This is a genomic window from Mycobacterium sp. 1165196.3 (assembly GCF_001673415.1).
Classification (GTDB): Bacteria; Actinomycetota; Actinomycetes; order Mycobacteriales; family Mycobacteriaceae; genus Mycobacterium; species Mycobacterium europaeum_A.
This window is the reverse complement of record NZ_LZLU01000008.1, coordinates 15,047-36,091: the sequence shown is the minus strand read 5'-3', so window position 1 is coordinate 36,091 and position 21,045 is coordinate 15,047. Positions and strand designations below refer to the sequence as shown.

Here is a 21,045-nt window from a genome sequence, read left to right as displayed (position 1 = left end):
GGGGTTAGCGCCTATTTGAGCAAGCTGCCCGCGTCGACGGGAAGCGAAACGCCGGTGACATAACGAGATTCGTCAGAGGCGAGGAACAGGACAGCGTTGCTGATGTCGATGGCATCCACCCAAGGCACCGGCAGTGTGTGCATCATCTGCGAGATCGGGGCGAAGTCGTCGGGTCCGGGATTTTCCAGATCGGGACGAAAGAGCCGATAGGTGTTGTCGTTCATCACCATCGTGGTGCTGACCTGGGTGGGCAGCACGGAGTTGACCCGGATCAGGTGCGGGCCCAACTCGACGCCGAAGGCACGCATCAGGCCGATGACGCCGTGCTTGGCGGCGATGTAGTGACCGGTGTTCGGGTAGGCCTTGCGGCCGCCCACCGAACTGGTGAGCACGATGGACCCGCCGCGTCCGCCCGAAAGGATGTGTGGCACACCGGCTTTGACCGTGTGCCAGACGCCGCTGAGGTTGATGTCGATCATGTCCTGCCAGACATCCTCGCGGATCTTGTGCAGCTTTCTGCCGTCGGTCCCGACGCCGGCATTGGCGACGATGATGTCGAGGCGACCGAGCTGTTCCACCCCGCCGTCCACCGCGGCCTTCAGCGCGTCGTAGTCGCGGACGTCCACCTGGGCGGTGACGATGCGCCGGTCGAGGTTTTTGACCAGATCCGCGGTCTCGGCGAGGTCTTCCGGTGTCGAGTGGGGATAAGCCAGGTGCTCGATCGGCCCGCAGACGTCGACCGCGATGATGTCGGCGCCCTCCTGCGCCAGCCGCACGGCGTGGCTGCGGCCCTGTCCGCGGGCGGCACCGCTGACGAAAGCCACCTTGCCCTCGACCCGGCCGGTCATCACGGCACCAGCGCCGGCATACACTCCCAGCCCCGCACCGTGGAGGTTGGACTGAGGGTGGCACTGTTCAGGTCGACCTCCCATTCGGGGAATCGCTTCAGGATCTCCTCCAGGGCGATGCGGCCCTCCAGACGGGCCAGCGCCGAGCCAAGGCAGAAGTGCGTGCCCATGCTGAAGGTCAGATGCGGGCGGACCGCGCGGTGAATGTTGAATTCGGATGCGTCGGGCCCGAATTGGGCCTCGTCGCGGCAGGCCGACCCGATGAGCATCATCATCACGCTGCCTTCGGGCACCGTCTCGTCGTGCACCACGACGTCGCGGGTGACATACCGCGACACGTGTGGGGCGGGCGGCTCGTAGCGCAGCAACTCCTCGATGGCCTGCGGGATGAGAGTGGGATTGACCACGAGATCGCGACGCTGGTCGGGGTGCTCGGCGAGAACCTTTCCGGACCAACCGATCAGCCGTGTCGTCGTCTCGTTGCCGGCACCGGCCACGACGTTGAGGTAGACCAGGATCTCCTCGCGGGACAGCCGGCGGGTGGTACCGGTCTCGTCGACGAATTCGACGTTGAGCAGTTCGGTCATGATGTCGTCGGACGGATGCTCGGCGCGCCAGTCGATGTAGGCCTCGAACTGCTCGCCCACGGACAGGCCATGCTGGGCGGCGTCCATCGGCTTGCCGGCCTCGGTGCGTAGCTGGGCGTTGCCGCGGTCGCGGATGTACTCCTGGTCGTCTTCGGGGATGCCGAGCAACATGCTGATCACCTTCATCGGCATCTGCGCACCCAAGTCAGTGACGAAGTCGAAGCGTCCGGATCCCACCAGCGGATCCAGCAGTTGCGCGCAGAAGTCGCGGATCATCGGCTCGAGCGCGGCGATCCGGCGCGGGGTGAACATCCGCGACAGCAGCTTGCGGTGCACGTCGTGAATCGGCGGGTCTTCGAAGATCAACATGCCCGGCGGGATCTCGAGGTTCGCCTTGATCAGCTCGAGGATGGCGCCCCGCGCGGAGCTGTACGTCTCATGGTCAACGAGCGCCTTGCTGACATCCGCGTAACGGCTCACCGCGTAAAAGTCGTATTCGGCGTTGAAATAAAGCGGAGCCTCTTCGCGCAATCGCGCGAACATCGGATACGGGTCGGCAATCAGCCCGACATCGTATGGATCGAACCGAACACTGCTGTCGGTGCTCGCCGTCACGAAAACCCTCCTACCGCTGCACTTTTCGGTACCCGCATTACCTGCACCAGGGCTAGCGCTGCCAGCGTTGCAGCGCTGGATTCGGTCCGGGCAATTTATACACTCCGCTTAATTGCGTCGCTGTCACTGCTGCGCGAGCGCGGGAGAAAACGACGCATGAACGTGGGCTTACTCTATTGTCGTAGAGAACCATACAGCGGACGCCCTGGCAAGAGCCAGAGCCCGGTGCGCCGTGTCCGGTCGGCGCCCTCATCCCGACCCGGCCGCCCCGCGGCCCAACAGCCGCAGACCACCCGTCTGGGTGAGCCGCCCCTTGTCCGAACTCCTCAAAATCCCGGCGGCGATCGCCGAGAGGATCCCGTCGAGCTGTTCGGCGCTGTCGATGATCCGGTCGCCGTGGGCGAACCGCTGCAGCAGACCGTTGATGAACGTCAGGGTGACGTTGCTCAGATCCTCGACGACGGCTGGATCCAGGTCGGCGCCGTGCGGCATGAGCTGCACCAGGATTTCCCGGTGCAGCTTGGTGAACTCGTCGGTGGCCTGCTGCAGGATCGCGGCCAATGCGGGGTCGCGGGTGGCCTGCATGGTGAGCTCGTAACGGGCCCTGGTTCGGTACAGCTGCGGATCGCTGCCGGCCTGGATGACGACCTGCGACAACCGCGACGGTGCGCGACGTGCGGCGTCGGCATCGGAGCTGTCCGCGATCGCCTGCAGCTCGGCGAGGTCGAGCTCGGCGGAGCGCTCGGCCACCGCGCGCAGCAACGCCGATCGGGTGCGGAAATAAAACGAGGTCGTTCCGTCCGGCACTCCGGCCTTGCGGTCGACCTTCAAATGGCTCAATCCCTTGGCCCCGTCATCGGCCAACAGCTGAATTGCCGCGTCGCACAGGTCGCGGCGGCGCTCGGCGGGATTGGGTTTTCGTCGTCTGTCCATGAGCTTGAATCGCGACCATACTCTATATTTATAGTGTCGGTAAAGGGCACATTCTCCACCGCGCCAGGGTGTCGGATAAAGGCAGCTCATCCCCGACGACGGCGCCGACTCGGGGTGTCCGAATTCGACGTTCCACGCTGATACACACCAAAGAAATTGCGGTGCAAGGCTTCCCGTCGGACGGAAAACCAATGGCCGGCGAGTAGAGTCAGTTCGGATGATTCACCGTCGTTTGCGCGTGCGCAATGCCGCCGCCTGGCTCGGGTCGCTCGGCCTGCTCGCCGCCGCGATGAGCGGCTGCCAGCACGCGCACCGGCCCGCACCGTCCAGCTCATCGACCACCGCGCCGCCGAGCACCATCGCGCCCCCGCCACCGCCACCCCCACCGGTGGTCAAGATCGCCCCATTGCCGGTGCGGCCGGTGACGAAGTCGCAGCCCACGACTCCCGCCGTCAAGTGCCCGGCCACCGATCCGAACGCCCCGACCAAGCCGACGGACACCCTGACCACCTGTGACATCGGGCGAACCACCGTCTATACGTTGGGCCCCGAGACCATGCAACTGGGCCTCGTGCACGTGGACCCGCCGAAATCGTTGACTGCGGACTATTACGAACTGACCCTTGTGCTGGATCCCCCGTCGACGGCCGCCTGGGCCGCATTCACCGGCGAGCATCTGCAAGACCACATGGCCTTCATCCGGGACAACATGGTGCTCGAGGCGCCGATCATCGAGCAACCGGCCACCTCGGGGCGGATCGTGCTGACCACCCAAACGGCCCAGGGCGCTGCGCAATTGGCGCAACTTGTGGGCCGCCCCGCATGACACCATCGGGGCGGGCGGACCGCCTCGGCATCGGCATGCTCAGCGTATTCGGGCTGCCACCAATCGAATTGGTGGGTCTCGCCGCGAAGCTGGGATGCCGCCACATCTCGGTCGCCGTGCAGGGGATGCCGCTGGTACCGCTGGGCTATCCTCGTTTCTCGTTGAAGGACGACGCCGCGCTGCGCGGCGACCTGCTCGCGGCGCTGCGCGATGGGGGCGTGAGCATCTCGCTGGGCGACGGGTTTCTGGTGGTGCCCGGCGCCGACGTCAGCGCCCTGCGCGGTGATCTCGACGTGATGGCCGAGCTCGGTGTCCCCCGAATCAATGTGGTCAGCGTGGACCCCGACCTTGCCCGGACCCTTGACCAGTTCGCCGCACTGACCGAGCTTGCGGCGCAGCGCAATATCGAGACGGTCGTCGAACCGGTGCCCGGCCTGACGATCGGCGACCTGAGCGCCGCCCTCGCCGCCGCGGAATACGTCGCACGCCGCGAATTCCGCTTGTTGATCGACACCATGCACTTGGTGCGGTCGGGCTCCGGCGCCGCCGAACTGGCCGCCATCGATGCCGATCGCATCGGCTACGCCCAACTCAACGACACGACGCTGCGGCCGCGCATCGACAACTACCTGGAGGAGGCCATGTTCGAGCGCATGGTTCCCGGTGAGGGCGAACTTCCGCTGCACGACCTGCTTGCCGCGCTTCCCGCCGATACGGTGCTCGAAATCGAAGTGCCGCGGCGATCGTTGGCGTTGGCGGGGGTGAGCCCGCTGGACCGCCTACGTCCGTGCGTCGAGGCCGCACGCCGCTTGCTGTCGGAGGTTCAGGCCGGGTAACGCAGCGGTAGCCCCGAGTTTCCGGTTAGGGTCAGCGGATGGGGCAGGTAACGGAGCGCTGGCGTGCGGCTCGGGTGGCATCGGCGTTGTACAACACGGCCGCAATGCATGACAGCGTCGCTGCGGTGGGCGCAAAAGCGTTGTGGGGGTTGGCGTTACATGACCTGCTGGAAGAGGTTCGGCGCGTCGGTGAAGCTCCCGCCGGCGCCCGTGTGCTGGACGTCCCGTGCGGTGGCGGATTTGCCTTTCGCGGCCTGCGCCCCGGGCAGGATTGTCGCTACGTGGCCGCCGACATTTCCTCGGACATGCTCGGGCGGGCACGCGGTCGGGCAACTCAGCTGGGCGTGGCCGACCTGATGGAGTTCACCGATGCCGATATCACGGATCTGCCCTTCCCGGACAACACCTTCGACCTGGCCTTGACGTTCAACGGTCTGCACTGTCTTCCCGACCCACGAGCGGCGGTCGTCGAACTCGCCCGCGTGCTGAAGCCGGGTGGGTTTCTTCGCGGGAGCACCTGTGTACGCGGTCGCGGTTGGCGCCAGGATCGTTTTGTGACCGCGCTGCGGGCGGCGGGCTTTTTCGGCGATACGCCCCGGGCCGGTGACGTGCAACGCTGGCTGGCGGACGCGGGACTCGAAGTCTTGGCGGCACGGCACAGCGGTGCGGTCGAGCTGTTCGAGGCCCGAAGACCCAGCGGGTGATCGCTAGCGAACGTTACGGTCAGCGTCCTCAGAGTTGCAGGTCGTACACCGAGATGGGGTCGAGGATCACGCCGGTTTCCTCGACGTAGCGATCCCACAGCGCCAGCAGCTCGGCCAGCTTGTCGGGCCGGGAGGCGGCCAGATCGTCGATCTCACCGGGATCGGCGGACAGATCGTAGAGCTGCCAGCCGCCCGGCCCGTATGGCGCGGGCAGGTACAGCGCCTTCCAGTCACCCTGGCGGATGGCGCGGCGGCCGAACAACTCCCAGCCGGTGCCGGTGTCGGCGTCGTGCACGGTCTCGGTGGCGCCCGTCAGGTAATCCACCAGTGACCGGCCGCGCATGGGGGCCACCGCGCGGCCGCGGTACGACGTGCCCGGGTGCGTGGTGCCGGCCAGCTCCAACAGGGTCGGCGCGATGTCCATGACCGTGCTGAACGCGGTGCCGATCTCTTGCTGGCGGGCGAAGCCGGGCCAGGTGACGAAGCCGGTCACGCGGATCCCGCCCTGGGTGGTGAACGCCTTGTGCAGGCGCGACGGCGCGGTGGCGGCCTGCGCCCAGCGCGGGCCGTACCAGATGAACGACGTGGGCCGGCCCAGGTTCTCCAGACTGTTGTCGCAATGCTTTTCGATCTGCGCGGCGATTTGGGGTCCGCGCAGTGGCATCGCCTCCACGATCGCGCCCTCGGCGCCGTTGTCGGACAGGAAGATGACGACGGTGTTGTCGAGTTCGCCGCTGGCCGTGAGGTAGTCGATCACCCGGCCGACGTTGTGGTCCATCCGGTCGACCATCCCGGCGTAGACCTCCATGCTGCGCGCCGAGCGCGCGCGCTGCTCGTCGGTCATGTCGGCCCACTCGGGCGCGCCGTCGGCTACCACCGGGTGTGCGACGACGTCGGGCGCACAGAGGCCGAGCCGCTTGAGTGCGGCCAGCCGCTCCTCGCGCAGCGCGTCCGGCCCGGCGTCGTAGCGGCCCCGATATTTCGCGATGGATTCGTCGGGCGCCTGCAGCGGCCAGTGCGGAGCCTGGAACGGCAGATAGGCGAAGAACGGCCGGTCGTCGTCTGCGTCGCGCTCATCCAGATACCGCAACAGCGTGTCAGTGTAGGCGTCCGACGAATAGAAGTCGTCGCCGACGGTGACGAACCGGTCGTCCTCGGTGTAAAGCGTTGGCACGGGCGAGAATCCGCGCGCTCCCACTCCGCCGTAGTGACTGGCGCCGGCCGGTAGCAGGGCGAACGAGCGCTCGAAGCCGCGCGCCCACGGCGAGGTCTCGATGGTGGCGCCGAGGTGCCATTTGCCCGACATCAGCGTCAGATATCCCGCGTCGCGCAACAGTTCGGGCAGCGCGACGACCCGGTCGTTCAGGTAGCCCTCGTACCCGGGTGCGCCGCGGAAGTCCGGGGAAGCGACCTCGAGCATCGTGCCGATGCCGGCGATGTGGTGGTCGGTCCCGGTCAACAGCATGGCCCGGGTCGGCGAGCAGGCCGGGGCCGAGTGGAAATCGGTGAGCCGGACACCGGCGTGGGCCAGCCGGTCGAGATTGGGCGTCTCGATTTCGCCGCCGAATGCGCCGAGATCGGAGAACCCGAGGTCGTCTGCAACGATGACGAGGAAGTTGGGGCGCGTCACGCTCAAGCATCCTGCCAGGTCGGTCGCCATGGCGGAATGATGCGCACCCGCTCGACGTCGATACTGTCGAGGCGGGCTCTATCCGCCCGCACTGCGAACAGCGAAGGGGCAAGTAGATGTTGACGCAGTTTGGAATGTCCATCCCGCTGGTGGCGGCTCCGATGTCGGGTGGCCCGACCACCCCGGCCATGGTCTCGGCCGCCTCCCGCGCCGGCGCCCTGGGCTTGCTCGCGGCCGGATACAAGACCGTCGAGGCCATCGAGGCCGAGATCAAAGCCGTTCGCGCCGAAGGAATCCCGTTCGGGGTCAACGTCTTCGCGCCCAATCCGGTGCCGGTCGATCCGCAACGCTACCGCGCCTACGCGGCGATCGTGCAGGCCGACGCCGACCAGTTCGGGCTGACGCTGCCGCCCGAACCGATCGAGGACAACGACAAATTCGACGAGAAGATCGCGCTGTTGCTCGACGACCCCGTTCCAATGGTGTCGTTCACTTTCGGCATACCGTCGCGCGACGTGATCGCCGCGCTGCGACGGGCGGGCAGCGTCGTGGTCCAGACGGTCACCACGGCCGACGAGGCGGCGCAGGCGTACAACGCCGGCGTCGACATGCTCGCCGTGCAGGCCGCCGACGCCGGTGGGCACTCCGGCACCCTCTCGCCGCAGCGGCCGTTGACGCCGGTGCCGATCGTCGACCTGGTCCGGCAGGTCGTCGCGCGGGTGCCCCTGCCCGTGCTGGCCACCGGCGGGCTGGCCACCCCCGCCGCGGTGGCCGAGGTGATCCGCGCCGGCGCGACCGCAGCGGCGGTGGGCACCGTGCTGCTGCGCGCCACCGAGAGCGGCGCCTCGGCCACTCATCAAGCGGCCCTGATCGATCCCGCGTACACCGAGACGGTGCTGACCCGTGCCTTCACCGGCCGGCCCGCCCGCGGCCTGCGCAACGCGTTCATCGAGGCCCATGAAGCCGAGGCGCCACCGGGCTACCCCGCCATCCATTACCTGACCAGCCCGCTGCGCAAGGCCGCCGCGGCCGCGGGCAAGCCGGACTTCGTCCACCTCTGGGCGGGCACCGGATATCGGCACGCGACCGCGGAGTCCGCCGCCGACATCCTGCGCCGACTGGCCTCCGACCTGTGACCGATCAGTACTCGAAGCGGTTCAGCACGTCGTAGTGGCGGCCGGCGGTCAGCCACGTCACCCGGTAGATCAACCGCACCGCGGCCGAGGGGATTCGCTGGTAATCGGCCAGCACGGGTGTCTGCTCGAGGAAGCGCAGCCGCGGATTCCACGTCGCGATCTCGCGCGCGTCGCGGATTCCCCATTTGATGATTCCCCGGGTGAAGATCCTCGACATCAGCGGCGCCAGGGCAGACAGCGTGTCGAAATGCATTTCGCCGCCGGCGAATCGGTCGATCAGCCGCTGCAGGAGCCGCCGGACGTCGTCCTCGGGCAGGTACATCAGCAGGCCCTCGGCAACGATCAGCGTCGGACGGCCGGTCGGGACCTGATCGAGCCACTGCAGTTCGGTCACCGACGAGCCGATCATCCGGTAGCCCTCGGTGTCGTCGTAAAGCCTGCTGCGCAGCCCGATCACGCTCGGCTGATCGACGTCGAACCAGGTCACCGACGGCGGCACACCGAGGCGAAACGCGCGCCCGTCCAAACCACAGCCCAGGTGCAGGACGACCGCGTCCGGATGGCGGCCGAGGAAGTCGGCGCACCAATTGTCGAGCTGCTTGGCCCGCAGCGCGACGAGGTACTGATTGGCCGCCGGCCACGACATCCGATGGATTCGCTTGAAGTCGTAGTCGATGCGGTCCACGGCTTCGGCGGCCGCCTTGTCCCCCAGAATCGGCCGCTCCGAACGGCTTTCGTGGGCACGCAGGTAGAGCGTGACGAGATTCGTCCACTCCACCGAACCCCAGGACACGGAACTGAAGTCGACTTTGTCCGTCGCGGTCATGGTTGTTTCCTTTTCGCCCGGTATTCGGTCCACATGCGCATGAGTTGCTCGCCGTAGGCCTGGGTGCAGAACTCACAGAAATCGCGGAAATCCTCGACGCGCTGCCGCTGTTCGGCGCGGTCCTCGCCCAGCATCGACAGCGCGTACTCGGCGGGTTCGATGCCCAACCGCATCAGCGACAGCTGAGTCGCCAGGACGCTGGTGAAGCCGCCAGGCCTGACGCGGTAGACGTGCTGACGGTTGGGGCTGGGCAACCGCTCCACCATGCCGCCATCCAGCAGTTGCCGGGCGACGGTGCTGATCGACGCCTTGCTCACCGATAACGCCTCGGTCAGCTGGGTCAACGACTGCTGCGGCGGATCGCAGATCAACAGCCACCCGTACACCCGGCCCATGGTCCGGGTGGCGCCGAGGAGCTCGAAGAAGAGCCCGAGGCGGTCGACGAACTCGGCCTCGTCCGGCGCCATCAAAACTCCCAACCACGTTCAGTACGTACTAAACGTAGCTTATACGGCGTCGGGTCGGCCAGTGTGAGGTCAACTGGCCGCCCCCTGGGCCGCGGCGGCCCGCATGCCCAGCACGCTGTCGATCGCGACCGGTGGCGATGCCGATTAAGGTCCCGGCACCTCGTTACGATCGAAGTTACGAAAGCGATACGGGCGATGGCTCGCTTGTGCGCGATACCCACGCAACGGGCGATTTTCGGCTTTTGCGCATTGTGCTCGGGCGCCCGCGCGGACTGGTCAGAACGCTTCGGGATCCCGTTGCACCTCAGCCGGCACCGGGTGCCGGTACAACCGAGAGGCGTTCTCCCAGCTGAACTTTCGGATGACGTCGGGTGGCAGATCACCGATTTGTTCGTGAATGGTCTGCTGGGTGTGCGGCCAGGTCGAGTCGCAATGCGGGTAGTCGGCCTCCAGCATGATGTTGTCGACGCCGATCCGGTCGCGCTGCACGAACGAGGACTTGTCCTCGACCGCGCAGAACCAGAAGTTGCGGGTCAGCACCTCGGCGGGGGTCAGGGTCTCGCCGAGCGCCTGCCAGGTGCCGTACATGGCGTGATAGCTGAGCATGTGGTCGAGGCGGTCGAGCAGCCCCGCCACCCAGCCGATGCCGCCCTCGGACAGGCAGATCTTGAGGTCGGGGAACCGGCTGGGCAGCCCGGAGTACAGCCAGTCGACCGCCGCGGAGATGGCGTAGGCGAAGAACAGCACGCCCTGCACGTCCGGCGGCGCATCGGCGGTGGTGGACGGTGACGACCCCGACGACCCGATGTGCAGATTCACCACGGTGCCGGTCTCGGCGCAGGCCGCCATCAGCGGATCCCAGTGGTCGGTGTGGATGCTGGGCAGCCCCAGCATCGCCGGGTTCTCGCTGAACGTCACGGCGTGAAAGCCGCGCTCGGCGTTCTCGCGGATCATCTTCGCGCCGAGCTCGGGATCGAGCAGCCACGGCAGTTGGCAGGGGATGATCCGGTCCGGATACGACCCCGCCCAGACGTCGAAATGCCAGTCGTTCCAAGCCCGCACCGAGGCCAGCGCCAGGTCGCGGTCGCCGGTCACCTGCTGCAGCCGCTGCCCGGCGAAGCCCGGCAGAAACGACGGGAAGTTCAGCGAGGCGTAGATGCCGTTGAGGTCCATGTCCTTGATGCGGGCGTGGATATCCCATGCGCCCCGCCGCATTTCGTCGAACCGGACCGGTTCGAAGCCGTACTCCGCCACCGGCCGTCCAACCACGGCGTTGAAGCCGACGTTGGGCAGTTCCTTGCCGTCATAGACCCACGTCTGTCCCCCGCTGTCGGTCTCGACGACTTTCGGCGCCCGGTCGGCGAACTTGCGGGGCAGCCGGCCGGTGAAGGTGTCCGGGGGTTCGACGATGTGATCGTCCACCGAGATCACCGTGTAGCGCCGGGGTGCCCGCGGCGGGTCCGGCAGGAAGGTGACCGAGCGCTGGGCGCCGGTTTTGGCCGTGGTGAAGTTCAGGTCGGTGGCCAGCTCGTCGATCGATTTCACGCGTCAATCCCCCTGCGGCGCGGCGTTGTTGAGTGTGAACTGACGGTGTTCAGCGTGCGGTGGGGGCGGCGTGTGCCGGCGTGTCGCCGCCGTGAGTGCACACTCGACGGTCACGTGAGCACGCTCGGGTCGGCCTTGATGGTCATGCGCGCGGCCCCGGCCCAGTAGACATCGGCCGCCCGTTCGATCAGCGAGCGCTGCATGCCCGCCATGTCCGACCAGTTCATCGCCACCGTCTCGTTGCCGGTGAGCATGACGTCGTAGGCCAGCTTGCAGACGCGTTCGATGGATGCCGCGCGGTAGACGGCTTCGGGCAGGTTGCGGCCGGTCGCGATGACGCCGTGATTGGCCAGGATGGTCAGGTTGGCGCCGCCGATCCGCGCCGCGAGTTCCGCGGCGCGCGCGGGGCTGTCGATTTCGCCGTCGTAGGTGTCGACCAGGCACAGGTCGTCGAGGAACAGCGACCCCGTCTGGTGCACCAGTTCGGGCAGTCGGCCCAGCGCGGCGAGCACGCACGCGTGGTACGGGTGGTTGTGGATCACCACGCGGGCGTCGTCGCGCACCCGGTGCAGCTCGGTGTGGATGTGGATGGCGGGGGTGACGTCCCAGCGTCCGCGGATCACGCGCGCGTCGGCGTCGACGACGCAGATGTCGGACGCGGCGATCTCCTGCCACCACAGCCCCCATGGATTGACGAACATCTCCGTTTGGCCGTCGAGCTGCCAGGTGATGTGCCCGGCCATGTTCTCGGCGAACCCGATGCCGGCCAGGTGGCGGAAGGCGATGGCCAACGCCTGCTCGCTGGACAGGTCCACGCCGATGGGCGGCACCACCGACGGCGCCCAGACTTCCAATCCGCCGCGCCGCGCGTTAGGAGCGTTCATGACCGGCCTCCATTCTGGCTCCAATATCCTCGCGCAGGCGGCCTTTGGCTATCTTTCCGCCGGATGAGCGGGGCAGTTCGTCCAGAACGATCAGGCGTTCGGGCAGCAGTTCCTTGGAAACCCCCAGCGCCAGCAGGTGTTCGACGAGCCCCGGCAGGTCGACGGACGCGGAGTCGGTGAGTTCGGCGTAGAGGCAGACCTTTTCGCCGAACACCGGGTCGGGCATGGCGACCGCGGCCGCTATCGCGATGGCGGGATGGGTCATGACGGCGTCTTCGACCTGGCTCGCGCTGATGTTCTTGCCGCCGCGCACGATGAAATCGGAGGTACGCCCGGTGACCCGCAGGTAACCGTCGGCGTCGATCTCGCAGATGTCCCCCATGCGCATCCACCCGTCGCGGGTGAACAGCTTGTCGTGGTCGGTGCCGCCGAGGTAGCCCAGGCTCGTCGCCGGTCCCCGGCAGGCGGGCTGGCCGCGCCGTGTGGCGGTGACGTCGCGGTCCCCGTCGAACAACCGGACCGACATTTCGGGGATGAGCCGGCCCGCGGTGCGCAGCCGGTGCCCGCGCGAATCGTCGAGGGTTGTCGCGCTGAGCATCCCGGTTTCGTTGGAACCGTAGAACTGCAGGATCTTGGCGCCGGTGAGTTCCTCGAACTCGGCCGCGGGCCGGTACGGCAACGCCTCCCCGCCGGTGTACACCACACGCAGCGAACTGAGGTCGTAACCGCGGCTGGCCGGATCGGCCATCAGCATCGTCAACTGGGTACTGACGCAACACAATACGGTGACCTGGTGCCGGGCTATCGCCGCGCAGGTGGCCGCGGTGGTGAACCGGTCCAGCAGCACCGCGGTGGCGCCGAGGTGGATCGGGGTGGTATGGCTGGTCCACAGCCCGAACCCGAACGGGGTGGGAATGACGGGCAGGAACACCTCGTCGGGCGTCAGTCGCCCATTGGCGACGGCTTTCTGGTGGAAGTAGTGCCAACGGTTCTGGGTGTGCACGACGCACTTGGGCAGCCCGGTAGTGCCGGACGTCGAGTTGATCAGGAAGACGTCGTCGGGACCGAGTTGGGCGTCTCGGTCCAGCGCCCTGGGCTCTGCGTCGACGTCGAGGCGAAGCGTCCCGCCCTCGTGGCCCAACACCAGCCGGGGCACCCGCAGTTCGCTCGCCACTTCCGCGGCCACCCCGGCGCGGGGCGGATCGCTGATGAGGATTTTCGGCCCGGCGGTGCGCAGAATCGCCGTCGCCTCCCGGGTGCCGGCCCGCGCACCGATGCCGACGACCACCGCCCCACATCGTTCGATCGCGACGAACAGCGCGTGGATGGCCGCGCAGTCGCCGTGCCAGACCGCCGCCCGCACGCCGCGGGCCACGCCGATTCCGGCCAGCGTCTCAGCCAAACTGGTTGCGGCAGTGTCGAATCCGCGCCAGGTGAACGCCGGCCCGCCATGGTCGACGTAGGCGTGGCGCTCCGGTGTCCGTTCGGCGTTTCGCCGCACCGCATCCGAAAGTGTCGACCCGCTCCACCAGCCGGCGGCATGAAAGCGGGCCGACTCCTCGTCGGTAAATGCCGGCGAACCCACGGGTTTCAGCCCACCGGCGCTCATCACCAAATGATAGGAAAGCCACCCGCGGGTTCGGCGCTAGGGATTCGGCGGGGCGGGCGCGGCGTGCTGGTTCTTGTCGGCGCTCGGGCGGCGCGGGTGTGGGGAGGGGCAGGTGGCGTTGCGCGCGCAGCCGCAATTGAGGCCGATGATGCAGCCGCCGCCTCCCCCGATGGGGTGCACCGGCAGGGCGCCGCCGGGAACAGGCGGCGCGGGCGTCACGACCGACGACGAGGCGCTGACGGCCGGCGCGGCGCCGGGCGAGAAACCCACCGCGACGACGAGCGCGGTCACACAACCGCACAGCGCGGCTCGCGTCTTGGCGCCCGGGGTGCCCACAGGGCAGAACAGTAGTTGGCGGCCGGTGATCGCGCAGGTCGCGCGGTTACCTCGGCGCGGAACCGGCGGGGCATCGTCTCGGTGGCTAGACGCGGCGCGGCCGCGTCCGCCGGCGGCCCATCGCCAGGCGCGCGGCGTAGATCCCGGCGCTGACCGCGAACATCGCGGCGGTCAACAGCAACCACCGGCCGAAAAACGGGTCTTGGGTCTGACCGGTGGCGGCCCGGTACGTGGAGGCGCCCTGCCCGACGATGCCGGGCAGGAACACCAGCAGCGTCAGGCCCGCACCGAGCGCCGGTACCCGCAGATGGTTGAGCACCGGCACCCCGGCGTCGGCACGCTGCGGTGACGCCTGGGCGCGGCCGCGGGACAGCAGCCGGTCGGCGCAGGCGTAGACGGGAAACAACACCAGATCGTGGGCGACGACCGCCGCGGCGAACCAGACGATGATCGATTGCCACCAGACGTGCGGGTTCCACAGGGTGGCCGGTTTGATGACGACGACGACGTAGCCCAACAGCGCAAAGCCGGCGATCATGGTCAGCAGGTGCAGCGGGTGCGATCCGTAGATCCTGGTGAACGCGCTACGCATGCCCGGCCGCCCCGAAAGCGATGGAAGCCACCCATTTCGTGTTGTGCACGCCGGGCAGCGCGGGCACGACGATGCGCGCGGGAAAGCCGTGATCCGGGGACAGGTCGGCGCCGTTCACCCGCAGCGCCAGCAGCGCGTCCGGGTGCAGCACCTGGTTGCGTTGCAGTGTGGCGGCGGCGAAGGCGCCGGATCGTTCCAGCGAGGACACTCGCGCGGAGTCCGGTGCGGGCGCGCCGGCCAGTCGGGCGAGGTCGGCCAGTCGCACGCCGGTCCAGGTTTGGGTGGTCGACCAGCCTTCGACGCAGGCGATCGGCAGCACGGCGGTGTGCTGCGGCATGGCCAGCAGGGCCGCGCGATCCAGCGCCACCGGCCGGGGGCCGCCGGTCAGGGTTATCCGCCAGCCATCCCCCGTGTCCCGGGCGGAAATGCCGGCGGCGGCCGCCGTCCGGTTGACCTCGAAGCCGTTGGGCTCGGACCCGCGGGTGCGCCCTCGCGGCAGCAGCAGCGCGGCCGGCCGGGCATAGCCACCCAGCGTCTGGCCCGCCGTGATGACCGCCATGAACAGCGCGCCACCGCCCACCAACGCGAGAGCGCCCCGACGGCTCATGGTCGCGGGGCGCGGTTCCGGGGCGACCAGCCCGTCCGGTTCAAATGCCTGGGCTCTGGTGCCGGCACGTCCGGTGCGCAGGACGTCACGCGGTGAGATCGAGCGCAGGCCGGCCGACATCCGCGGGCCCTTGATCGCGACGTGCATGACGAAGCCGGTGATGAACACCCAGGCACCGAAATAGTGCGCGGTGTAGAAGCTGAATCCGAAGATGTAGTCGTACTGGATGTTCAGCACGCCGGTGACGATTTCGAACAGAATGCCGCCGACCAGCATCAGCAGCGAAACCCGTCCCAGCAGTTGGGCTATGGACCGGGCGGGCGGCCACACGAACAGCCGCGGGATCACCGACCACAGTTTGGCCAGCACCACCGGGATGAGAACCAGCCCGAGCCCGACGTGCAGCCCCTGGGTCAGGCGATACAACCACGACGGACGGGTAGGCCAATCGAAGGTCGGCAGCTTGAGCCAGCCGACGTCGGCGGGGATGGCCTGGCCGAGCCGCGGCCCGTAGGCGATGTAGGACAGTAGCCCGGTCAGGATGACGATCGGCAGCGTCATCAACAGCACCGAACCGAACACCGAGGTCAGCCAGGGTCCGCGCAGCGGGCTGCGCCACAGCCGGGCGCATGGGCCGCCCGGATCTCTCGTCGCTTCGAGGTCATCGGTGGCGGGTGTGCCGGTCGTGCGCGTCGGCTTCATTCGCCCCTCACCCGCGGTCACCGACCGCGTTTACCGTGCCATCGATGATGATCCACGACGGGGCAGCGAATTGGGTTCAGTTCGGTGGCGCGCGGTGGGTGCGGGTCAGTCCTTGCCCCGCGGCGGCGGCTGCACCTCGACGCCACCGGAGTCGTGTTCGGGACCGGCGGAGGGATGCTCGGCGGGCACCCGGTCGCGCGACCGGGTGCCCTCGCTGAGCCGCTCGGGATCGGGCCGATGCACGTTGCCGTGGTACGGACCGGGCTTCGGCCGGGGCTTTCCGCCCGGGAAAGCCAGCCGGAAGATGCTGCGGTGCACCATCGCCCACTGCTTCGAGAAGCGGCCGGAGTTGTAGGGCAGCTCGTAGCGTTCGCAGATCTCTTTGACCTGCGGCGCGATCTCCGAGTATCGGCTGCTCGGCATGTCCGGGTAGAGGTGGTGCTCGACCTGATAGCCGAGGTTGCCGCTGATGATGTGGAACAGCGGGCTGCCGTCGATGTTGGCGGCGCCGAGCAGCTGACGCACATACCAGCCGCCGCGCGACTCGTCCTCGACCTCTTCCGGCGTGAAGGTGTAGGTCTGGTCCGGGAAGTGGCCGCAGAAGATGATGGCGTGCGCCCACACGTTGCGGATGACATTGGCCAGCGCGTCGGCGGCCAGGGTGCGCAGGTAGGTGCTTTCGACGCCGGGTGCGACTTTGTCGAGGAAGCTCGCGGCGGCGCCGGCGCGGCCGCCCGTGGACACCCGCCGAAGCCTCCTGGCGATGCGGGACTGCGACGGCTGTTCGAGCCGGCCGCCCAACGCCAACTGGGTGAGCCCGAACGCCCCGGCGCTGATCAACGGCCAGCCGAGGTAGTCCTTGACGATCTGCGCCCGGGCTTTGACCCCGATGCCTTTCAGGTCCTTGCGCACCTCCGACCACGGCTTCTCGCGTTTGCGGATGGCATCGATGTCCATGTCGTGGACCGCCACGCCCCACTCGAACAGCAGCGTGAGGAGCAGGTTGTAGATCGGCTGGCCCAGATACCGCGGCGCCCATTTCTGGTTGGGGTCGATCCGCATGATCTCGTAGCCGAGATCTTTGTCCTTGCCCAGGATGTTCGTGAAGGTGTGATGGATGTAGTTGTGCGAGTGCTTCCACGACTCCGCAGTCGACGCCGTGTCCCAGTCCCACACCGAGGAGTGGATGTCGGGATCGTTCATCCAATCCCACTGGCCGTGCATCACGTTGTGGCCGATCTCCATGTTCTCCAGGATCTTGGCCATGGACAGACACGCGGTGCCCAGCAGCCACGCGGTCTTCGACCGGGATGCCAGCAACAAGATCCGGCCGGCCACCACGATCTGTCGTTGCGCCGAGATGACGTTCTTGATGTAGCGGCGGTCGCGGTCGCCGAGGTCGGCGAACACTTCGTCGTGAATCGCGTCGAATTCCTTAGCAAGCTTTTCCAGTTCTTGTTCGCTCAAGCGGCCGAGCGGATTGTCAGCGGCATTCTTCACGGCAGTTGTCACGAGCCGCTCCTTTCGATCAGAGTTCGAGTTCGACGTCGCCCTCGGCGGTGTTGATGCAGATTCGGACGTCCTGTCCGGTCGGTTCGATCACGTCACCCGAGCGCAGGTCACGCAGCTTGCCCGACTTCAGCGTCCCGACGCAGGTATGGCAAATTCCGATGCGACAGCCATAGGCAAGGTTGAGACCGGCCTTCTCGCCGGCCTCGAGAATCGATGTGCCGCCGTCACATTCGACTTCCTTGTCGCTGTCGAGGAAGCAGACGACGCCGCCCTCGCCGGCGTTGGCGTCGCCGCCGATCTTCGGTTGGAACCGCTCGAAGTGCAGGCGGTCGCAGTCGCCGTGCTCTTCCCAATGTTCGATCAGAGCGTCGAGCATTTCCCCGGGCCCCGAGCAGAATGCCTCGCGCTCGCGCCAGTCTGGGCACGCTTCGTCCAGGTCGCCGGGCGTGAATCGGCCCTGCTCGGAGGTGAGGCGCAGATCCAGCCGCATCCCCTCGTGGCGTTTCTCGAGCTCTTCCAGCGCCGGTAGGAACATCGCCTGCTCGCGGGTCCGCGCGGAATGAATGACCAGCACGTCGCGCATTTCGTCGCGATGATCGAGGTCGCGCAGCATGCTGATGATCGGCGTGATGCCGCTGCCCGCGCTGATGAACAGCATCTTGTCCGGCAGGGGCTCGGGCAGCGTGAACACGCCTTCGATTTCGCCCAGCCGCACCAGGTCGCCCGGTTGAATCTTGTGCACGAGATACGGCGACACGGCGCCGCCGTCGACCCTCTTCGGCGTCACGCTGATCAGGCCGTCTTCCGGCCTGGGATCCGAGGTCAGCGAGTAGGCGCGCCAATGGTAGACGCCGTCGATCACCACCCCGAGCCGCACGTACTGACCGGGCTTGTGGCCGGGCCATTCGTATCCGGGGCGGATCAGGACGCTGGCCGCTTCCGAGCCCTGCGCCTCGATGCCTTCGACCTTCCCGCGCAGCTCCTTGGTGGTCCACAGCGGGTTGATCATCTCGAGGTAGTCGTCGGGCTGCAACGGGCTGAACAACCGTCGCACCGCGCGCAGGAACAACCGCCGCCCCCACGGGACGTTGGGCTCGGCGCCGCGTTCAGCCATGTCCCCTAGAGTACACAGTTGTACACCGACGCCAAACATCGAATTGAATTCTGTTGCTGCACATGGTTAAACATGTGCCCAACGCGCGCATAGGCCAGACATAGCCGTTCACTGGCTGCGGTGTACTCGCGTTAGGGCTGTTGCGTCAGACACCTCTGAGGTGCCCCGGGTGCGCCATGCCCAAACGTTTGTTCGGCTGTGCAGCGGCGCCTAATGTCGGTGGGTGTGCTGATCGGCTTCCTCCTCGCGCTGGGCTGCTCGCTCGGTTACGGGACGGCGACCGTGCTGCAGGCGGCCGGAACCCGCTCCGTGGAAGCCGGCAGCGGCTCGGGTGTCGACGCCGTCCTGCTGTTGCGCGCCGTGCGGCAATGGCGCTATCTGGCCGGGGTCGGGCTCGACGTCGCCGGGTTTGCGCTCCAAGTCGCCGCGCTGCGTTTGGTGCCCATCTATGTCGTCGCGGCGGCGCTGGCCGCCTCGATCGCGGTCACCGGCGTGGTGGCCGCCTGGGTGTTGTCGGCGCGGCTGTCGCCGGCGGAATGGACGGCCGTCGGGGTGGTCTGCCTCAGCCTGGTCGCCCTCGCCCTGGCCGCCGGGCCGGGCCACTTTCGGCACGCCCCGGCCGGGCTCGGCTGGGCGCTGCTGGGGGTGGTGGCCGCGATCTTCCTCGGCGGCGCCGCGGCCGGGCGATTGCCCGACCGCGCGCGAGCCCTCGCGCTGGGGTTGGCCGCCGGAAGCGGCTTCGGCGTCGTCGAGGTGGGTGTGCGGCTGATCGAGGCGATCGATCCCACCAAACGGGCTTTCTACACCAACCCGGCGCTGTACGCGGCGGCCGCCGGCGGGGCCGCGGGTTTCCTGTTGCTCACCTCCGCGTTGCACCGCGGATCGGTGACCACGGCCGTCGCCGGCATGGTGGTCGGCGAAACGCTGGCACCGGCGTTCGTCGGGGTGGTGTGGTTGGGCGACACCGCGCGCGCCGGGTTGGGCTGGCTGGTGATCGCGGGGTTCGCCGTCGCCGTGTCCGCAACGCTGGTGCTGGCGCGGTTCGGGGAGGCACCCCAGCCCGAGCCCGTCGAGGAAGCGGGCTAAGGCCCGGTTCATGCGCCTGAGACGCTGGGGGCCGCACGACCGACGGCGTTTTCGCTCACCGGCGCATAACTGGTGCCGCGTGCGGGGCGCGTCCACAACAACCCGTCCTGTGCGGTGACGCCCGCGGCGATCAGCGCCCGCTTGAGGATCTTGTTGGTCGCGGTCGCGGGCAGCTGATCGTTGATCCGCACGTAGCGCGGCCACGCCTTCGGTGACAGATCCGGCTGCGCGGCAAGGAATTTCGCGAAGGCGTCGGGGCTGAGCTGGGCACCGGGCCGCAGCACCAGGGCGGCCATCACCTGGTCGCCGACCCGGTCGTCGGGAACGGCGTAGACGGCGACCTGGCTGACCTCGGGCAGCCGCGCCAGAATTCGCTCGACCGGCCCGGCGGCCAGGTTCTCCCCGTCCACCCGCATCCAGTCGGCGGTGCGCCCGGCCAGGTAAATCCAGCCGTCGTCGTCGCGATAGGCCAGGTCGCCCGACCAGTACATCCCGTGCCGCATCCGCTCCGCGGTGGCGCCCGGATCGTTGTAGTAGCCGGCGAAGGGCCCCGCCCCCTGGGTGTTGACGAGTTCACCGACGGCCTCGTCGAAATTGGTCAGCGCCCCGTGCGCGTCGAACTTCGCGGGCTCGCATTCCCGCAGTGTCGTCGAGTTGTAGATGCTTACCCCCGGGTACGGCTTGCCGATGGAGCCGGGTGGGGTGCCGTCTTCGCGCACCACGATCACCGCGAATTCACTCGAACCGAAGCTGTCGACGACCCGGCACCCGAAACGCCTTGCGAATTCGGCGATGTCGCGGTCGGTGGCCTCGTTGCCGAAGGCCACCCGCAGGGTGTTGTCGGCGTCGTCGGGGCGCTCGGGCGTGGACAGGATCAGCGCCAGCGGCTTGCCGACGTAGTTCAGGTAGGTGACGCGATAGCGACGGACGTCGTCGAGGAAGCGGGACGGCGAAAACCGCGCCGGCACCATGGTGGCCCCGCTGCCGATGGCGACCGCCCAGCCGGCGGCGACGCCGTTGGAGTGAAACAGCGGCATCGACAGGTAGCAGACGTCGTCGGCGGTGACGTCGTACTGGAAGATCAGGCTGGCACCGCACATGATCGCCATGCCGTGGGCGAACCGCACCACCTTGGGGTCACCGCTGGTGCCCGAGGTGAAGATCATCATCAGGGTGTCGGCGGCGGTCACCTCGCGATGCGCAACCAGCGGTGGCGCGGAAGCGACGGCGTCGGCGTAGCGGCCGCCGGCCACATCGATCACCTGAATGCCGTTGAGGTCCAACCCGTTCAGGAGTTCCAGGTGCTCCGGGTCGGCGAGCAGTAGCTGGCAGTCGGAGCGCCGGATGTCGGCCAGCAATCCCGACCCGCGCCGCGTGGTGTTGATCCCGCACAACACGTAGCCGCCCAGCGCGGCCGCGGCCATCGCGCGCAACATGGCCGGGGAATTGCCCAGTACGGCGCCGACATGCAGCGGCCGTGCGGTGTCGGCGAGCGCGATCAGCGCGGCGGCCTCCGCCTCGGCTTCGGCGAGGTGCTCGCGCCAGGTCCAGGTCCGCTCGCCGTGAACCAGCGCCGGGGTGTCGTCGTGGCGACGTTGCCGCAGTAGCTGTTGGACCGTCTCGACCACGGGTTCACTTCCTCTTCGACGT

The 21,045-nt window shown here is 67.9% G+C and carries 20 protein-coding genes; 5 read left to right on the top strand and 15 right to left on the bottom strand.

Features of this window, described 5'->3' with window-relative positions; all coding sequences use genetic code 11:
- Positions 1 to 11: 11 nt before the first annotated feature.
- The 3 genes from A5659_RS00790 to A5659_RS00780 all read right to left on the bottom strand — a co-directional run bounded on the left by A5659_RS00790 (position 12) and on the right by A5659_RS00780 (position 2,983).
- A complete protein-coding gene (locus A5659_RS00790; protein ID WP_067025164.1) occupies positions 12 to 848 on the bottom strand; it encodes a mycofactocin-coupled SDR family oxidoreductase in 837 nt (278 codons plus the stop codon).
- Positions 848 to 2,050, bottom strand: coding sequence for a cytochrome P450 (locus A5659_RS00785; protein WP_066866515.1), 1,203 nt, complete (start codon positions 2,048 to 2,050; stop codon positions 848 to 850). The genes A5659_RS00790 and A5659_RS00785 overlap by 1 nt, the downstream gene beginning before the upstream one ends.
- 249 nt (positions 2,051 to 2,299) lie before the next feature.
- Positions 2,300 to 2,983, bottom strand: a complete 684-nt coding sequence (locus A5659_RS00780) for a TetR/AcrR family transcriptional regulator (protein ID WP_067178842.1) — start codon at positions 2,981 to 2,983, stop codon at positions 2,300 to 2,302.
- 217 nt (positions 2,984 to 3,200) lie between these two features.
- Here A5659_RS00780 and A5659_RS00775 point away from each other — a divergent pair, with 217 nt between their 5' ends.
- From A5659_RS00775 to A5659_RS00765, 3 genes are read left to right on the top strand one after another with little or no spacing between them, the layout of a single operon-like run.
- Positions 3,201 to 3,809 carry a preprotein translocase subunit SecD gene (locus A5659_RS00775; RefSeq protein WP_197497863.1) on the top strand — a complete coding sequence of 203 codons (609 nt, stop codon included), beginning with the start codon at positions 3,201 to 3,203 and terminating at the stop codon, positions 3,807 to 3,809.
- Positions 3,806 to 4,645: a sugar phosphate isomerase/epimerase gene (locus A5659_RS00770; protein WP_067178839.1), complete on the top strand. Its 840-nt coding sequence runs from the start codon at positions 3,806 to 3,808 to the stop codon at positions 4,643 to 4,645. The genes A5659_RS00775 and A5659_RS00770 overlap by 4 nt, the downstream gene beginning before the upstream one ends.
- Before the next feature lie 38 nt (positions 4,646 to 4,683).
- A complete protein-coding gene (locus A5659_RS00765) occupies positions 4,684 to 5,349 on the top strand; it encodes a class I SAM-dependent methyltransferase (RefSeq protein ID WP_067178836.1) in 666 nt (221 codons plus the stop codon).
- A 28-nt stretch (positions 5,350 to 5,377) separates the two neighbouring features.
- On the opposite strand, the gene A5659_RS00760 is transcribed toward A5659_RS00765, so the two are convergent.
- The gene (locus tag A5659_RS00760) at positions 5,378 to 6,979 is read right to left on the bottom strand and encodes an arylsulfatase (protein ID WP_067178855.1); all 1,602 of its coding nucleotides are present in this window, start codon (positions 6,977 to 6,979) and stop codon (positions 5,378 to 5,380) included.
- A 116-nt stretch (positions 6,980 to 7,095) separates the two neighbouring features.
- Between A5659_RS00760 and A5659_RS00755 the strand changes: the two genes are divergently transcribed.
- Entirely contained in the window at positions 7,096 to 8,115 is a 1,020-nt protein-coding gene (locus A5659_RS00755) for a nitronate monooxygenase family protein (protein WP_067178834.1), read from the top strand.
- Positions 8,116 to 8,119: 4 nt separating this feature from the next.
- On the opposite strand, the gene A5659_RS00750 is transcribed toward A5659_RS00755, so the two are convergent.
- The 10 genes from A5659_RS00750 to A5659_RS00705 form a co-directional block, all read right to left on the bottom strand.
- Positions 8,120 to 8,941, bottom strand: coding sequence for a class I SAM-dependent methyltransferase (locus A5659_RS00750; RefSeq protein ID WP_067178831.1), 822 nt, complete (start codon positions 8,939 to 8,941; stop codon positions 8,120 to 8,122).
- Positions 8,938 to 9,408 carry a GbsR/MarR family transcriptional regulator gene (locus A5659_RS00745; protein ID WP_066866496.1) on the bottom strand — a complete coding sequence of 157 codons (471 nt, stop codon included), beginning with the start codon at positions 9,406 to 9,408 and terminating at the stop codon, positions 8,938 to 8,940. The genes A5659_RS00750 and A5659_RS00745 overlap by 4 nt, the downstream gene beginning before the upstream one ends.
- A gap of 276 nt (positions 9,409 to 9,684) precedes the next feature.
- Complete coding sequence (locus tag A5659_RS00740) at positions 9,685 to 10,953, bottom strand: amidohydrolase family protein (protein WP_066866492.1); 1,269 nt, start codon at positions 10,951 to 10,953, stop codon at positions 9,685 to 9,687.
- 110 nt (positions 10,954 to 11,063) lie between these two features.
- Entirely contained in the window at positions 11,064 to 11,837 is a 774-nt protein-coding gene (locus A5659_RS00735) for a class II aldolase/adducin family protein (protein WP_066866490.1), read from the bottom strand.
- The gene (locus tag A5659_RS00730) at positions 11,824 to 13,446 is read right to left on the bottom strand and encodes a class I adenylate-forming enzyme family protein (protein WP_067178829.1); all 1,623 of its coding nucleotides are present in this window, start codon (positions 13,444 to 13,446) and stop codon (positions 11,824 to 11,826) included. The genes A5659_RS00735 and A5659_RS00730 overlap by 14 nt, the downstream gene beginning before the upstream one ends.
- Before the next feature lie 36 nt (positions 13,447 to 13,482).
- Positions 13,483 to 13,782: a hypothetical protein gene (locus tag A5659_RS00725; RefSeq protein ID WP_066881382.1), complete on the bottom strand. Its 300-nt coding sequence runs from the start codon at positions 13,780 to 13,782 to the stop codon at positions 13,483 to 13,485.
- 85 nt (positions 13,783 to 13,867) lie between these two features.
- Positions 13,868 to 14,374 (bottom strand): hypothetical protein, encoded by a 507-nt coding sequence (locus A5659_RS00720; protein WP_067178827.1) that lies wholly within the window; start codon positions 14,372 to 14,374, stop codon positions 13,868 to 13,870.
- Entirely contained in the window at positions 14,367 to 15,683 is a 1,317-nt protein-coding gene (locus A5659_RS00715) for a molybdopterin-dependent oxidoreductase (RefSeq protein ID WP_082975864.1), read from the bottom strand. The genes A5659_RS00720 and A5659_RS00715 overlap by 8 nt, the downstream gene beginning before the upstream one ends.
- Positions 15,684 to 15,788: 105 nt before the next feature.
- The gene (locus A5659_RS00710; protein WP_066881379.1) at positions 15,789 to 17,195 is read right to left on the bottom strand and encodes an acyl-CoA desaturase; all 1,407 of its coding nucleotides are present in this window, start codon (positions 17,193 to 17,195) and stop codon (positions 15,789 to 15,791) included.
- Positions 17,196 to 17,211: 16 nt separating this feature from the next.
- Positions 17,212 to 18,309 carry a ferredoxin reductase gene (locus A5659_RS00705; RefSeq protein WP_066866480.1) on the bottom strand — a complete coding sequence of 366 codons (1,098 nt, stop codon included), beginning with the start codon at positions 18,307 to 18,309 and terminating at the stop codon, positions 17,212 to 17,214.
- 213 nt (positions 18,310 to 18,522) lie between these two features.
- Here A5659_RS00705 and A5659_RS00700 point away from each other — a divergent pair, with 213 nt between their 5' ends.
- Positions 18,523 to 19,395 (top strand): DMT family transporter, encoded by an 873-nt coding sequence (locus tag A5659_RS00700; protein WP_067178825.1) that lies wholly within the window; start codon positions 18,523 to 18,525, stop codon positions 19,393 to 19,395.
- A gap of 8 nt (positions 19,396 to 19,403) precedes the next feature.
- On the opposite strand, the gene fadD1 is transcribed toward A5659_RS00700, so the two are convergent.
- Positions 19,404 to 21,023: a fatty-acid--CoA ligase FadD1 gene (gene fadD1 / locus A5659_RS00695; protein WP_067178823.1), complete on the bottom strand. Its 1,620-nt coding sequence runs from the start codon at positions 21,021 to 21,023 to the stop codon at positions 19,404 to 19,406.
- Between the last annotated feature and the right edge of the window lie 22 nt (positions 21,024 to 21,045).